This window comes from Nostoc sp. FACHB-888 (assembly GCF_014696655.1).
In the GTDB taxonomy this organism is placed as follows: domain Bacteria; phylum Cyanobacteriota; class Cyanobacteriia; order Cyanobacteriales; family Nostocaceae; genus Nostoc.
Genome location: NZ_JACJQM010000015.1, coordinates 59,217 through 76,596 on the forward strand (window position 1 = coordinate 59,217; position 17,380 = coordinate 76,596).

Consider the following 17,380-nt stretch of genomic DNA (forward strand, 5'->3'; position numbering starts at 1 on the left):
GAACTGTAATTTTTAACCTACATTCCCCATCTCAAAGTCTCACATGAATCAGAATATTGGTTCATTAGTATGTATTGGATTAGCCCCTAACCTTTGAAGGTTTTATTTTTTTGCAAGCCTCTGAAACTCTTTTGTCAATTTTGTTGGTTTAAAGTATTCATGATCGTGATATAAATAACTACTGGATTCATTTTTATCAATGAGTCCATTCACGACCAAGCCTAGTACGTTGTAATTGGATCTTTCTAACATCTCTTGAGCAGCGTTAGCACTGTTAGAATCGATTACTCCAGGTCGAGCTACTAACAAAATCCCATCAGTCATTTGGCTTAAAGTCAAAGCATCAGCTGCCAAAAGCAGGGGAGGAGCATCAATAATTACAAAATCATAGTTATCTTGAGATGCAAAATTTTCAATTAATGATGCCATCCGTTTTGAGTCAAGCAAAGCAAGCGGGTTCGGAGGTCTAACCCCAGCAGTTAAGACATCAAGATTATCCATTACCTTAGATACAGTAACGTCAAATTCAGCCTGACCTACAAGAACCTCACTCAAACCAACTGCATTGGTTAGCTGCCAAAGATGATGCTGAGAAGGAACTCGCATATCTGCATCAATTAATAAAACTTTACGCCCTAGTTGAGCGATCGCTGCTGCCAAATTAGCTGAAACTGTAGACTTGCCTTCTTTAGGAACTGCGCTAGTTACCACGATAGTTTTGAGCACTTTATCTGAACTTAGGAATTTCAGATTCGCTTGAATCATTCGGTACATTTCGCTAGTTAAAGAGTAAGGCGTATCTCTGACAGCAACCTTTGGATTTATCGATTCTACATTTGAATAACGGGAGCGAACCTTTTTAACAGACAAAGGAACAATTCCCAGCAACGTATATCTAAATACATCTCTGACTTCCTTAAGTGTTTTCAAAGATCTATCCCTCATGCTTAGGAGGAGAACACTTGTAGCAGCCAAAAATAAACCGAACATCACTCCTAGCAATAAAATGATAAATTTTTTGCCTGCTACTGGCTTATTTGGCACTGAAGCCAAAGCAATAATTCGTGAACTAGCTGTATTTGTATTCTCAACTAACTGTAATTCTTGAACCTTTTTCAAAAGAGTTTGATATGTGGATTCTGCAACTTCAACTTTCCGTTCTAACTCCCGCTGATTTTGTGCTAACTGGGGTATGATTTTGACTCGCTGCTCGTAGGTAGAACGGGAGTTATATAGAGAGGAGAGTCTTTTAGCTAAACCAAACCGCTGTACTTCTGATTGTAGAAAATTTTGGATCAGGTTTTGTCTGAGTTCTCCAATCTGCAATAAGCTTTGCGGAATTTGTGTTTGATTACCAACAGTCTGACCAACTTGCTGTTGCAGGAGGGACTTTAAGCTAGCTTTCTTTGCTTCTAAGTTAATAATTACAGGATTATCATCTAAGAAACGGCTACGCTCAATTGCTAGCTGTCGATCGGTTTCTTGAAGTTGTGTAAGAACTCCTTGTACTGCTGGTGACTGACTGAGGGCACTCACAGCGATCGCTTCTTGAGAATTTAGCTCTACTTTCTGACGCAGTTGATTGGTTTGGGCGTTTACCTCATCAAGTTGAGCCTTAACAGTATTCATCTCATTGTCTAGATTTCCAATAGTTGCAACGGCTGATCTTGTCTCCTCTGATAGGTCTGCTATCTGATTTTTCTGTTTAAATATACGTAGCGCTACTTCTGCATTATTAACAGCCTCTTGAGTTTTAGGAAGCTGCTTGGCAATAAATTGACGAGTTGCTGCTGCCTCAGAGCGATTTGTCAAAATATCATTTTCTAAATAAAGACTCATAATTGTGTTGACCACTGCCGCTGATAGTTCGGGGTCACGGCTGGTATAGCTAATTCGCAATACATCTGTGCCGCCAACAATTTTCAGTACTAAAGAACTTCGTAATTTCTCTACTTCTAAAGCTTTACCTTCTTCATCTTGAAGCCCTAGTTTCTCTATTGTTTTCTGCAATATACTAGGTGAGGAAATAACTTCTATTTGAGTGTTTATAGGGTTTTGAGTTGCTATCAGGGATTTTAAATCTCCTGTACCTCCTCCTTCGGCGTTAGTTGGTAAAAGATTGGAGCCTACTACTTTAAAAGAAGGAACTCTAAATAATAATTTTCCTTCGGCTTCATAGGATGACTTCATAAATTGTGTAGCTATGGCACTGACCATAACTGTAGCTGCAAATATTGCAGTTGCAGGTAGCCACCATCGCTTTAATATCAATAAGTAACGACTAAGGTCTAAATCGATAGATTCTCTAGATTCCATAGATTTTTCTGACATAAATCTTTAAAAGTACAGGTTTTAAGCAGGAAACTAAAAATTGACTTAGAGAATGCACAAACCACTGCGATTGACAAGACTGATGCGATTTGACAATATGACAATAGTATAGACTATCTAAGTTACAAATTTAATTTCCATCTTAAATTTAAAGTAGTTACCAGCTTTGCAAAATTTTATCATAAGCCTCTAACAGTTTCGGAACTTGATATTAACACCTAAGGATCTTCTCCATTCTTCGTCGCCCCTTGGCTTCTAGATTCAGAAAGTAATCAATTCTCTGTAGTTCACCCATGACACTCATTTACCCTATCAAGTAGTTCTTCACTCTACGGTAATTTGGATTTTAGGAGCATTCGGCAAAACCGGGAAGTCTGGTGCATTACGAACTAAACTGGTGCATTACGAAACTAAAGAGGAAAAACACTTATTCTCACCTTACTTAAATCCTAGAGAAAGGTTCAAAGCCTCATTTTCAATTAAAGACTTCAAAACAAAGCTTCTCTTAACCGTAAATACCATCCTGTCGTGGTCTAGCTATAACTTAATAGTATGATAATCTTAAAACTATTTAGTTAGACACATTAACTGTAAATTTTCAATACTTGCTCTATTTTTGATTAATGTATCAATTAAATAATTACTAGTTCCAGTTTGATTACTTTTTGCCGATTCAACAAGCTACCTAATATTCTCCTGATATTGAGTAAACCTCTTGATTTTATTTTGGCAAATTTGCGCGTGTAGAAAGCTTGCTTGATAATATTGCTGATACATAAAGTATCCATTCAAGACTATTTTGCTCTAACAATGTAGTTTCAGTTAGATTTGAAAGAATCATATAAGTAAAATAAACTAAAAGCCATAAATGTTCAGATGTTTGATTCCATCGGATTAAATATATAGCTCTTAATAAATTAATAACGAACCCAATTAGAAAAACCAAAACTCCTACTAAACCCAATGCTAGCCAGAGATCCAAAAAACCATTGTGAGCATTAGGAGCGTCCCATTGTACCATTTGTATAACAATAGAAGACTCACTATTATCCCAGAATGCTCCATAGCCATATCCTAGCCACGGTTTTTTTGCAATCATCTCAAGCACAGCAGGCCATAATTCTGAACGTCCAGTAAGTGTTGTGTCCTTACCTACTGATCCCAGAATTGTATCAGCTTGTGAGACAAACCAAGTATAAAAAATTATGCTAACTGTTGACACCAAGGTTACAACAGGTATCATTACTTTATACTTTAAATTTAAAATTCGATTATATACAATAAAAGCAGCTGTAATGAATATAAAATTACCTAGAGATGTTGTTGATTTTGATAATAATACAATTATTCCAGAAGCACCATAACCAAGCCATGAAACCCAGCGATTCTCTCGATTAGTCATGGCAAGGAAGAAAAATATTGCTCCACTAAGTACAAATCTCTTGCCAAGAACATTCTTTTGTGGATATATTCCTCGCCAAGCTGTTGGGTCCCCAGCGCTTCCAACCCCGTACTGTGGAATTAGTACAGCAAATAAGATACACATAAATCCTGAGATCGCAAGCATATATGCACATAACTTCAGTTGTTCTTTTAAGGTGTAGCGTGAAGCTAAATAAAGCGCAAAGAGCATTGTTCCTGTCAGACCTATAGCACGACGTATAGTAATATCTGAATCTAAAGACCAAAAACTCGAAAATGCACAAACTCCGAGCAATACCCAAATAAATTTATCTCTACTAAAGACGTAAGTAACCTTCTTCCAACGTAGAGTAATTAAGGAAATACTAACTATATAAGTCAAAGTGAAAAGCAATCGAGCTATGAATCTATCACTCTCTTTGATGGTAAAACCATTGGTCATCAAAGGATCTAATGGAGTTCCTGAATAGATCATTAAAAAAGCGATTGTAACTAATTGTTCAGCAAAAATTAGAAATTTTCTCATTTTTTATCATGTGTAAATATTATTTTATATATTAAGCAAATCACAAAGTTGTGATTACTAGTTTCCATGATTTAGAAAAATGCTTTACTATCTCTATTCACTCAGTTTTGATTTTGATGAGATGGCGGTATTTTTGGGATTGACATTTTTTATTAAACCTAAAGACAGAAGTAACCTAGGTTTAAAAGTATATTAAGCATATTGTTTAACCACAAACGTTTTATATCTTGTGCTATGGTTATGATCAAAACTCCCTTCTTTATTGGTCTTTAAATTCACGCTTCAAAGTTTTTGTCATTATTTGCTTCTTTGTGTCTTTTTTTTGAGAAGAACATTTTATCTTTTAAACTTCTTGGCCAAAATAGAGCTAACTTGCTGTCTGAACTGCTGAGGGAACAGCCACATAATTAAGTACAAGCATATATCAATCGGGCGGGGCTTTCCCCAGCGTATGGCTTCCCACAACAAAGGAAAGAAGGCTTTCCAATCACCTACTGAGGACGCAGAAGGAGCGGTCATTGTTGCAATAAAACCCGAATAAGCCTTTGGTGTTACTAAATTGCGGGTGGAACGAATCCAATCCAAGGAATATTGCCAGTCATTGACGTTACTTAAGCGCTTAATTCCCACTTCTGAATGCCAGATTGCCATAGGCTCAGGTACAAACTCTACTCCTACACCCTCCATAGCACTAACTCGCAGCAACCACTCCCAATCCTCATGTCTGTAAAATTTTTCTTCCAAAGGCATTTTTTGTACTAACTCTTTTTTCACGAAAATAGTTGAGGTTTGTATGAACCCCTCTTCTTTAAATAAGGAGTTACGTGCAAAAAGATATTCGCTTAGAGGTTCAGAGAGGTTAGGTAGCCTTTTGGGAAGAATAGACTCACCTTTTTGAGTCTGGGAAATGAAACGACTGGCGACAACTGGAAAATTATAATGGGAATTATTTGCTACTTCAAGCTGACGCTCCAATTTCTGTGGAAGCCATTCATCATCATCATCTAAAAAGGCTATCCAAATACCTTTTGCTTCCCTTACACCAGTATTTCTTGCCCCTGATGGCCCAACATTTTTTGATAGTTCTATCACTCTCAATCTTGGATCGGCTATCTGAGATAGTACATTGACTGTTTCCTGATCGGGACCGTCTATTATAACAATCACTTCAATTGATTGCAGCGTTTGAGTTAACGCAGTTCTGACACCCCTCGTAACAATTTGTGGTCTATTGCGTGTAGGAATGACAACGGTGACTATTATTTCGTTACTTTCATTTACCATTGCTAATTTTTGGTTTGTTGCTTTTTCTGCTTGGAGAGATTCAATATTCATGGCTTTGGTTATCTGATAATTATGCAAAGTTTATATTTACTGTTTTATAAGCAAACTCGACCATTAAAACTTCATTTTTATTTTTACTATTTTTTCCTTTACAATATGAATTCCGCCTAAAGTATGAATAGTCAGAAAAATCACAAATAAAATATAGAATGAAGTCGCAATAATTAGAGTAAATAAAAAGTCTAAAGTTATTTTTTTTAAAATTAAGAATACAAGCACCATCAAAGTGCTGATTATAATAGGACGGCGAATAACTCGCCATAAATTTAATGGAAATAATAGAGTATAAGTGAAGTAAACATACTGACTAAAGGCAAGAATAGTCATTAGCAATGCCATTATAGCCGCACCTACTAACTCATGTTGTGAAACTAATGCTACACCCCCCAAGCTTCCTAATATAGTTGTAATAACCACTTCACGTAGGTTCACTATCTCAAAATGATTGGCTACAAGTAGAGAGCACAGTGTGCGTGTAAAGGGCAATAAAATTAGTGATATAGCGCTGATACTAAGAGCTAAACTTCCTTGAGCAAAGCTAGAACCATAAATAAAAGTCAGCAAATCTTTGCCAAAAAATAATAATCCAAGGAATAAGGGTAATCCCATAGTTAGTAGAACTTCAATAAAGCTTTCAGTCATCTGCTGCTGCTTTTCCCGTCCTTGATCTACTAATTTTGATAGTCTCGGAAACATTGCTATAGTTATGCTATTAGCAATAATAGAGAATGGTTGTAGCAATTGTATTATTGCACCAAACAGACCTACTAAAAACTCATTTCCTAACAATGAAAGAATCAATATTTCAATTCTGTTACTGACTACAGCTATTGCTTCAATAGCAAAAAATGTCCGTGCAGCTTTAATTGTATTCCATACAAAATCTTTATCAATCTGCCATTCTATTTTGACGAACTGCCTGATCAAAATCCATTCGATTACTAGAATCAATGTTTCTGAACAAAATAGTATTACTCCCAGATATTCAATTCCGTACTTCAGTTGCATCGCCCAGATCATTATTATTAGGCGTAGTACATACACTGGGACTGTAGCAATGGCAATCAAATGCATCTTTTCCTTTGCTTGGAAAATTGCCTCTGTTACGTTAGAAAGGGCGAAGGGAATGATCGTTAGGCCCATTATGTAGCAAAGAGTCGAGGTTTTGGAACTATAGGGAAGTAAAAATACTACAATTACCAATCCTCCATAACTGACCAAACTAAATATTAACTGTAGCCAGGTACCACTCATCAAATAAACTGATGTTTTTTGTGGTTCACGTGCTAGTTCTCTTGTAAACAATATCTTTAGTCCCTGTGAAGCAATGCCCACAAATATAAAGTAGTAGCTATAGGCTAGTAGATACTGACCTATAGCTTCAGCTCCTAAATTACGAGCAATAGCAGCGGTTAATACAAAAGTTGCAATACTTTGCACTAACCGATTGACTATCATTGAGAGAGAATTACTTATGAATTTATACTTTTCTACCATTCTTACAATTATTAATTCACCTCAATTCGCTCACTATGAATCGCCAGTTACTGCTGTCCTTCTGAATTTAGTAGGCACCTTCTTTTTTCAAAACTACCATAACTGTCTTGAGGAGAATTTCAAAATCTAACCTAAGTGACCAATTTTCGATGTAGTTAAGATCAAGATTTATCACTTGTTCAAAGTCTAAAATATCTGAGCGACCTGAAACTTGCCAAAGACCTGTAATACCAGGTAAGACTTCATGCCTAATAAAATGATGTTCAGAAAACTTATCGACATCTCTAGTAGGTAAAGGACGAGGCCCTACTATACTCATTTGTCCAAGAATAACGTTAAAAAGTTGAGGTAATTCGTCTAAGCTGTAACGTCGAAGGAATTTTCCAACACGGGTAATGCGAGGATCGTCTTTAATTTTAAAGATAATCCCATCTTTAGTTTCATTTAAAGCTTCTAATTCTTTTTGGAATTTTTCCGCATCAGACCTCATAGTTCTGAATTTCCATACTTTAAACTGTTGCCCATGCAAACCTATACGGGTTTGCCTGTAAAATACTGTGCCGGGAGAGTCCAGTTTGATAGCTATAGCTATAGCTATATAAATAGGAAATGATAACATTACAAATAAAGTCGCGAAGCAAAAATCACAACTGCGCTTTATCCAAAAATCTTTACCTGTAATTATCGGACAATCCAAACTCAGACAAGGCATTCCCCCTATTTTGTTAAATTCAACGTTTTTATAAATTGGTTTTAATTCCATCGGTAAAATATGTACTTGGATGCCAGATGCTTGAAATAACCAGCATAAAAACATTCTGTTCTTTAGAGCATCCCAAGATATAAAAACTTCTGTGACACCTAATTCATTAAGTTTATCTAATGTTTGTTGACGTTTATATCTATCTAATGAACTGGCATTACCTGTTCCAGATACAATATAATGTTTTTCTTTTTTTATAAAGCTAGCTATCTGATCATGGTCTTGAGGATCACAAATGATGAAGACAGAAGAACGAACTATTTTTTTTTGCTTACGCAAATATTCAAGAGTAATATTTATAGCATATCTGCCAGTAGAAATAAATAGTATACTTAGCAGCCAAGATATTAATATTAATCTTGGGCGTGTAATATCAATAACTGGCTTATATAAAGAACAAACTAGGAGTATTAATCCATGAGCAAAAGTTAGCGATTTTACAATATTGAGATAGTCATAGCGTTTTTGTCCCTCTCGATAAAGACCCTCGACAGCTAATGATCCTATTTGAATTCCAATAGTTATTAAAATTGGTAAATAATGACTAGGCATATACGAAGTAAAATGCCCATAAGAAGATTGATCTCCAGCTAAAATCCAACTTAAGGATAAAAGAGTATAGTCTACTAAAAACAGGGTTGTTAATCTTAACCACCACGAACCCTTGCGTACGCTGACAGATGTAGATGCACGTAAATCTGAAGGCACTTCACTGAATTTATTTGTTGTAATGCTTTGATTACTCATAGTTAGGAACACTTGGTGTAGTTAAAACTTGATAGAAACTTACTATTAGAGCAAGTGGCGTATTTTACATCTTTCTCTCAAATAAGCCTGGAATTTATAGTCTCCTACGAACCATTTTCTTCGCACTAACTTTAAATGTTTACTCAAAAGCATTTTCCAAGGTCGGTTTGAGTACCATTACTGCCCAAAGGCCTAGCTTTTATTGCAGGCTAGAATCTATTTAACCTGTAAATTTTAAGCTTTGTTGAAAAAAAGGATTTGTTGGTGAGTTAACTTAATAGTTGAATAAAATCCTGACGTGAATAACCAAGTAGGTCAGGTAAAAAATTAAAATTTTTAAGGTGCGTAAGAGTTCAACTGAGTTACTACAGTTTCATTGCAGAGTTCCACCTAATATGTAGACAATGAGATCCTTTCGGAAATTACTGTAGCATATTTAGCTAGACTAATTCAGTTTTGCTTAGAACTTCTCTGTTTCTTTACGCATAATTACTGATTAACAAAACTTACACACATAAGATATAACAAAAAGCATCAAAAGTTTGATTATTGTTACAAAAGTTTACATAAATCAATATTTTGCTTGAGCTTGAGTAGTTTTATGGGCATCTCTAGAGAATTGGTCACAAGTAATATTAACAATATTTGATATCTGTGAGTCTTGTAATGTCTGCATTATAAACACTTTTACCTCCTGAGAGAGAGTCAATTTTTGGCTTTACACTATTTTTACATCTGAGTAAAAACAATGAAGATTCAGTAATAATTATTTTTTCCTTCAGAAAATTTTCGTAAAAACAGATATTGTATTTTAACCATATAGCTATACAAAATAAAAAAACTTATTTGTTAACTAAAGATAAAGCTGGAAATTCAATGCTTGTCCCTGACCATATCTCAACAATGCAATCATGCAGTTTTTTAAATTCAAAAGCATTTTAAAATTTTAGCTAAAACTGAAATTTTTAGTAAAATATGGGGATTATTATGCTAAATAAAAATCAATTAACTAGAGCTTAAAGTATCAATTATCTTTGAAGATGCATATCATTAATCTAGATACTGCAAACTAAAACCTGTTCGCGCACCGTTTTGCTTTTAAGTCTAACTAGACTTTATTTATGTAGCTCCAGGCTTTTATCCAAGACTATTAATGTGCAGCCTCACATATAATTTCGTATAAAAAGATTTACAATAAATAATAAATTAAAACAATGGCATTTGTTGATGGAGTTGATACATAGAAAATGCAAATAAATAGCCAGACTCCAGAGTATAAGCAAAATATTCCATTAAATACCTTAACTCCCCTCATCGGCACTCAAGTTCTACAGGAATGGAATGATACCGAAGAAGTTGATCTTAATCTGTGCATCCATCAGATGTTTGAGATGCAAGTAGAGCGATCGCCCCAAGCTATTGCTGTAGTATATGAAGATATACAGGTTACTTATCAGCAGTTAAATAAGCAGGCGAATCAGCTAGCGCACCACCTACGTAGTTTGGGAGTTGGCCCTGAAATACTTGTGGGAATCTGCCTGGAGCGCTCTTTGGAAATGATCGTAGGAATACTAGGTATTCTCAAAGCTGGAGGCACTTATGTGCCTTTAGATCCGGCATATCCCTCGGAGCGTTTAGCCTTCATCTTGTCAGATACCCAGACACCAGTATTGTTAACCCAAGAGAAATTGGTCAAGAACCTACCACCCCATCAGGCGCAAGTGGTTTGTCTCGACTCAAACTGGCAAGGTAATACCCAATACAGTCAAGAAAATCCTGTAAATCAAACGACGGCTGATAACCTCATTTACGTAATCTACACATCTGGTTCTACAGGACAGCCCAAGGGTGTAATGATTCCTCATCGTGGTATCTGCAATCAACTATACTGGCGGCAAACAACCTTTAAATTAACTCCAACAGATAAAGTTTTACTGACTATTTCTTTTAGCTTCGACCCTTCAGTGTGGCAGATATTCTGGCCATTATGCTTTGGGGGGCAATTGATTATTGCTCGCCCTGGTGGACATCAAGATACTGCCTATCTTGTGAAGGTGATTATTGAGCAGCAAATCACTGTCTTGACTTTAGTACCTTCTATACTACGTGTCTTACTGGAAGAGAAGGGAATTGAGAATTGCCGATTTCTCAGGCATATTACCTGCGGTGGTGAAGCTTTACCTAGCGAACTTATAGAACGCTTCTTTGCCCAACTGAATTTAGACAATGTTCTCCATAATTGCTATGGGCCGACAGAAGCTTCCATTGATGCCACTTTCTGGACTTGTCAGCGCGGCACTAATTACTCCATTGCTCCCATTGGTTGCCCGATTACTAATGCAGAGATTTACATCCTTGATGAAGATTTACAGCCAGTGCCTGTTGGTGAATCAGGTGAACTCTATATCGGCGGTATTGGTCTAGCGCGGGGCTATCTTAACCGTCCTGAATTAACTACAGAGAAGTTCATTCTCGACCATTTTAGCTCTGAAGTTGGGGCACGTCTTTACAAGACTGGGGACTTGGCACGTTTTCTACCAGACGGTAATATCGAATTCCTTGGTCGTGTTGACTACCAGGTGAAAATTCGTGGTTTCCGAATTGAATTGGGAGAAATTGAAGCAATATTAGGTCAACATCCAGCGCTGACACAGACTTTAGTTATAGCTAGAGAGGATGTTCCTGGTGACAAGCAACTCGTAGCATATATCGTTGTCAACTCAGAGCAAATCCCTAGCCAGGTTGAATTGCGTCGCTTTTTGCAAGGTCGGTTGCCTGAATATATGGTGCCTGCCTCCTTTGTATTTTTGGACACTCTGCCATTAAACCCTAACGGCAAAATAGACCGCCGGGCTTTACCTGCACCGCATATATCTGACCTTGCCCTGTCAACTAACTTTGTCCCACCCCAGAATGCTACAGAAGAGGTTTTAGCTAGCATTTGGGTAAAAGTTTTGCGTCTGGAACAAGTAGGGATTCACGACAATTTTTTTGAATTGGGAGGTCATTCACTGTTGGCAACTCAAGTCATGTCTAGAGTTCGCCAAGCTTTTCAGATAGAAATGCCGTTGCAACTTTTATTTGAGAATCCAACGATCGCTAGTTTAGCTCAAACGCTCGCTCAAACCCAGACTCAAGAAAATGATTCCCAAAACCAAACTATTCCTCTAATAGCCAACCGCGAGTCAATCCCTTTATCCTTTGCCCAGCAGCGAGTGTGGTTTTTGGAGCAGTTGGAACCTAACAGTCCAGCTTATATTATCTCCAATGCACTGCGCTTAACAGGCGAGTTCAGCGCGAGTATATTGCAACAGGCACTAAATGCGATCGTTATTCATCACGAAGCACTGCGAACAAACTTTATTACATCACCGGATGGTAGCCCCATACAAATTATTGGCAAGCCTCGCCCAGTTGAACTCAAGATAATTCAAGTAGCACAAGAGCAAGTGCAATCTCTGCTAAGTCAAGAAGCGCGACGCCCCTTCAACTTAGAATCTGACTTGATGCTACGAGCTACCTTGTTCCAGATAGACGAACAGGAGCAGATACTTTTGTTAGTGATGCACCACATCGCTTCCGATGGCTGGTCAATGGGTATTCTCTGGCAGCAGTTAGCGTCTCTTTATGAAGCCTTGTTGAGCGGTAAGCCTTCTCCCCTGGCAAAATTACCCATTCAGTATGCCGATTTTGCTGTTTGGCAACACCAATGGCTATCAGGTGAAGTCCTCTCTAGTCAAATAAACTACTGGAAAACCCAGTTAACAGGTGCTAATACTGTACTGGAACTGCCTACCGACCGACCACGGCCACCAGTCCAAACTTACCAAGGGGCGGCCGAATCGTTAATGTTACCACAAACCCTGAGTGCATCACTCATAGAACTCTCGCGTCAGGAAGGTGTCACCCTATTCATGACCTTGCTCGCAGCCTTTGGGACAATCTTGCACCGCTACACTGGGCAAGAAGATATACTTATCGGTTCTCCTATTGCTGGACGTAACCGTTCTGAAATTGAAGGGTTGATTGGATTTTTTATTAATACAGTCGTTTTACGGACTGATTTTTCTGGCAATCCTAGTTTTCGTTCAATGCTAAGTCGAGTTCGCCAGATGGCATTAGGTGCTTATGCCCATCAAGATATGCCTTTCGAGAAACTGGTAGAAGAACTGCAACCAGAGCGAGATACCAGTCGTAACCCACTGTTTCAAGTGTGGTTTAATATGCTCAACTTAAAGGACATCCAACTGGAACTACCTGGGGTGGCTATAGAACCAGTTTCGATGTTAGAAACAGCTTCTAAGTTCGACTTAACTTTGTATGTGACAGAAAAAAATCAGGGAATTCAACTTGATTTAGTTTACAACACTGATCTGTTTGCTTCAGAGCGAATGATGGAAATGCTGGATCAATTCCATCATTTGTTGAATCAAATTGTTGCTGCTGCGGATAGCCAGATTAGTTTGTATTCTCTTGTCACACCAAAAGCTAGAACTTTGCTACCAGAACCAAGGGCGGTTTTGCCAGAACCGAGTTACGAATTGGTAACAACAATGTTTACCTCTTGGGTAAATCGCACCCCAGAACATTCAGCACTCTGTCAAGGGCCTCGCACTTGGAACTATGGTAAATTGGGCAAAAGCGCTCAAGCTTTAGCACGAGTGATGTTGTCTCACGGAGTCGAACGGGGAGATGTTGTAGCCGTATTCGGCACACGAAGCTTTGGATTGATTTCGAGTATGGCGGCTGTACTCTTGAGTGGCGGTGTCTTACTTACCCTCGATCCGAAACTTCCCAGCCATCGCCACTTGCTCATGCTAAAGGAAGCTAAAGCTAAATACATATTATATATTCATAGTCAGTGTCCAACAGACAAAGAAATATACAAATCTTTAACGATCATCTGTATAAACCCAGACACAGGAGAAGCGATAAATTCAGCCCAAGACAACGGTAAAACAATCAACTTGCCTGAAATCGCTGCCGATGATGCAGCTTATATTTTCTTTACTTCTGGCACCACTGGTGTACCCAAAGGGGTGCTGGGATGTCACAAAGGGATGGCGCATTTTCTCAATTGGCAGAGGCAGACATTTGAAATTGGTCAGCAAGACCGGGTTGCCCAATTGACTGGTCTTTCCTTTGATGTAGTCCTCAGAGATATATTCTTACCTTTGACTAGTGGTGCAACCTTGTGTTTGCCAGAGGAAGGGGATAACCTAGAACCAATTAAAATTTTGACTTACTTGGAACATGAGCAAATTTCTGTGCTCCACACAGTTCCTTCGCTGGCGCAATTATGGTTAGCCAATGTGCCGTCAGGAGTCTATCTACGTAACTTACGCTGGTTGTTCTTTGCTGGAGAACCTCTCAAGGAGACACTTGTATCTCAGTGGCGGGATGCTTTTCTAGAATCAGGTGAAATTGTCAATCTCTATGGGCCGACAGAGACAACCTTGGCGAAGTGTTATTACAAAATACCTGTTGAGTGTAAACCAGGGGTACAACCAGTAGGATTGCCGCTCCCTGAAACCCAAGCACTAGTTTTAACACCAAATCAACAGCTGTGTGGGATTGGTGAACCAGGCGAGATCGTTATACGAACACCATTTTGCACTTTGGGTTATATAAATGCTCAAGATGAAAACCGTTCTCGGTTTGTCAAAAACTTCTTTCGGAATGACGAACGAGATTGGCTTTATTATACAGGCGATCGCGGTTGCTATCGTCCAGATGGCTCTCTACAAATTCTCGGTCGCCGAGATCATCAAGTCAAAATCCGTGGGATACGCATTGAGCTAGGGGAAATTGAAGCGGTGTTAGCCCAACACCCAGATGTACTGCAAACTGTAGTAATTGCCCGTGAAGATGTTCCTGGGGATAAACGTTTAGTGGCTTACATTATCCCGAATCAGGACTGGGCATCCACAATTGGTGATATACGGAGCTTCCTCTTGACAAAGCTCCCACAGTATATGCTACCTTCGGCTTTCGTTTTGCTAGACACCATACCCTTAACCCCCAACGGCAAGATAAACCGCCGTGCCTTACCAGCACCCGACTTATCAAGGCAAGAGTCGGAGGCTACCTTTGTTGCTCCCCGTAATGAAGTAGAACGCCAGCTAACAGAGATTTGGGAACAAACTTTACGTGTCCAGCCCATTGGTGTCAAGGATAACTTCTTTGACCTAGGAGGACACTCCATCTTAGCAGCAAAACTGTTTTGGCAAATTGAGAAAACATTTAATAAAAATCTGCCTCTTGCTATTCTCTTTCAATCAGGGACTGTAGAGGCTCTAGCCAAAATAATTTGCCAAGAAGAAGATTTAGCAAGAAACTTGGCTTTAGTGAATACCTTAGATAAATCAAGAACTAATTGGTCGTCTTTGGTAGAAATTCAACCCAATGGTTCCAAGCCACCTTTCTACTGTATTCACGGACTGGGTGGAGAAGTCTTGTGTTTTCGGGAATTGGCACTGCATTTGGGGCCAGATCAACCATTTTACGGACTACAACCACAAGGGCTAGATGGAAAACATCCTTTCCATACACAGATTGAAGACATGGCAACTCACTACATTCAAGAAATCCAGACTCTTCAGCCCAATGGCCCTTATTTTCTAGGAGGTTATTCTTTTGGGGGTGTAGTTGCTTTCGAGATGGCTCGGCAGCTCCAAGATCAAGGCGAGCAAGTTGGTATTATAGTTATGCTTGATAGTTGTCGTCCAGGTTATAGCTGGCGGGCACCACTTATCAAGCGAGTTTTCTTGCATTTAAATAAGATTGTTCAACAAGGGCCAGCCTACCTTTGGCAAAGGGCTGTGAGATGGAGTTATTGGCGTAAATCTAATCTCCAAAATGCATATAACCGTTACTTGGAAGGGGCACTAGATTTACCTGCAACTGACAAGCACTTAAAGATTATAGATATTAACACTCAAGCGGTCAGTGAATATATCTTTTCACCTTACCTTGGTCGAGCTATCCTCTTGCGAACAGAGGATGAAAATCGGGACGAAGCTATAGGTACAGAATATGATCCTCAATTCGGCTGGGGAGAAATAGTTGCTGGAGGGCTAGATATCCATTACATTCCCGGTTCTCACCTTGACCTACTTAATGAACCTTATGTACAGGTGGTAGCTGAAAAATTGAAAAATTTCTTAATCCAAGCGCAGTCTCCAAAGAATTAATCTGACAACCCCCCAAGCAAGGCGGAAGTCAAAGTCAAAAAGCTTATTCTATAGGCTTTTTAGCAATTTAAAATGGTGTGTTTATTTACGCCAACCTGTACTTGCTTCGCAAAAGAAGTCAATCAATTTTAGTAGTCCGTAGGGTGTGTTAGCGCGACAACATAAGGCACCTACTGGATAATTTATTTTTTGGGAGTCTTTAATTATTGTGGCACTGTAGGCTTGAATGGCTGTTATTTTAAATTTTAAGTTGGTAATGGTAAGTAATCCCCAATCTACTGATGCTATATAGACGATTTGGACGCACAGAATTACAGATGCCAGTGTTTTCCTGCGGTGGCATGAGATATCAGTTCAAATGGGAAGATGTTCCCAACAATGAAATTCCTGCTGATAACCAGGCGAATCTCGAAGCAACTATTAAAAGGGCAGTTGAGGTTGGGATTAATCATATTGAAACTGCTCGTGGTTATGGCACTTCGGAAATGCAATTGGGGAGAATATTGCCCAAATTTCCCCGGGAAAAGTTGATTGTTCAGACCAAAGTCAGTCCAAAGGCAGATGCGAAAGAATTCCGCAAGACATTTGAACAATCATTGCAAAACCTCCAGTTAGATTATGTTGACCTTTTAGGGTTGCATGGCATCAATCATGCTGAATCGTTTGATGACAGCATCCGTCCCGGTGGCTGTTTGGAAGTAGCGCAGCAGTTGCAAGCAGAGGGAAAAGTTAGATTTATTGGCTTTTCCACACACGGATCAACAGATATAATTGTGCAGACAATTAATACCAATCTATTTGATTACGTGAATCTGCACTGGTACTACATTAATCAATGGAATTGGGCAGCAATTGAAGCAGCTAAACGCCACGATATGGGGGTGTTTATTATTAGCCCATCTAATAAAGGAGGTTTGTTGTATGAACCTCCACAAAAATTAGTAAATCTTTGCGCCCCTTTGAGTCCAATGGTGTTTAATGATTTGTTTTGTTTGAGTAATCAAGAGGTGCATACTCTGAGTGTGGGAGCAGCAAAACCACAAGATTTTGATGAACACCTGAAGACTTTAGAATTAGTAGATCAAGCATCAGAAATTTTGCCACCTATTTTAGCAAGGTTGGAAGAAGAAGCGATCGCTACTTTGGGAGAAGATTGGGTAAAATCCTGGGAGACAAATCTACCAACCTTTGACCAAACCCCTGGTGAGGTAAATATTCGGGTGATTTTGTGGCTGCGAAATTTAGCGATCGCCTACGATATGGTAGACTATGCGAAAATGCGCTATAACCTCCTCGGCAATGGTGGTCACTGGTTTCCTGGCAACAAAGCTGATAAACTAGACAAATTAGACTTGCGGCAATGTCTCGCCCGCAATCCCCACGTCGATAAAATCCCTCAAGTTTTGGAACAAACACATCAGATGTTGGCAGGTGAGGCTGTCCAACGTCTATCGAAGACTTGACAAATTGTAGGAATGGGGCATGGGGAATCAATCGTGCATGGGAAATAGTAAACAATAATTGTCAATGCCCAATGCCCTATTCCCGATGCCCAAT

At 38.8% G+C, this 17,380-nt stretch carries 7 protein-coding genes; 2 read left to right on the forward strand and 5 right to left on the reverse strand.

The annotated features are described in order from the left end of the window. Positions 1 to 102: 102 nt before the first annotated feature. The 5 genes from H6G26_RS12075 to H6G26_RS12095 form a co-directional block, all read right to left on the reverse strand. Positions 103 to 2,316 (reverse strand): polysaccharide biosynthesis tyrosine autokinase, encoded by a 2,214-nt coding sequence (locus tag H6G26_RS12075; RefSeq protein ID WP_190729487.1) that lies wholly within the window; start codon positions 2,314 to 2,316, stop codon positions 103 to 105. A 736-nt stretch (positions 2,317 to 3,052) separates the two neighbouring features. Beyond that, entirely contained in the window at positions 3,053 to 4,279 is a 1,227-nt protein-coding gene (locus H6G26_RS12080) for an O-antigen ligase (RefSeq protein WP_190729488.1), read from the reverse strand. A gap of 336 nt (positions 4,280 to 4,615) precedes the next feature. Further along, a complete protein-coding gene (locus H6G26_RS12085) occupies positions 4,616 to 5,614 on the reverse strand; it encodes a glycosyltransferase family 2 protein (RefSeq protein WP_242053683.1) in 999 nt (332 codons plus the stop codon). A gap of 63 nt (positions 5,615 to 5,677) precedes the next feature. After that, positions 5,678 to 7,120, reverse strand: coding sequence for an oligosaccharide flippase family protein (locus tag H6G26_RS12090; RefSeq protein WP_190729489.1), 1,443 nt, complete (start codon positions 7,118 to 7,120; stop codon positions 5,678 to 5,680). 67 nt (positions 7,121 to 7,187) lie between these two features. Beyond that, complete coding sequence (locus H6G26_RS12095) at positions 7,188 to 8,630, reverse strand: sugar transferase (RefSeq protein WP_190729490.1); 1,443 nt, start codon at positions 8,628 to 8,630, stop codon at positions 7,188 to 7,190. Between the two features lie 1,247 nt (positions 8,631 to 9,877). Here H6G26_RS12095 and H6G26_RS12100 point away from each other — a divergent pair. Then, positions 9,878 to 15,823 carry a non-ribosomal peptide synthetase gene (locus tag H6G26_RS12100; RefSeq protein ID WP_190729491.1) on the forward strand — a complete coding sequence of 1,982 codons (5,946 nt, stop codon included), beginning with the start codon at positions 9,878 to 9,880 and terminating at the stop codon, positions 15,821 to 15,823. A gap of 281 nt (positions 15,824 to 16,104) precedes the next feature. Then, positions 16,105 to 17,286: an aldo/keto reductase gene (locus H6G26_RS12105; protein WP_190729492.1), complete on the forward strand. Its 1,182-nt coding sequence runs from the start codon at positions 16,105 to 16,107 to the stop codon at positions 17,284 to 17,286. Positions 17,287 to 17,380: the final 94 nt, after the last annotated feature.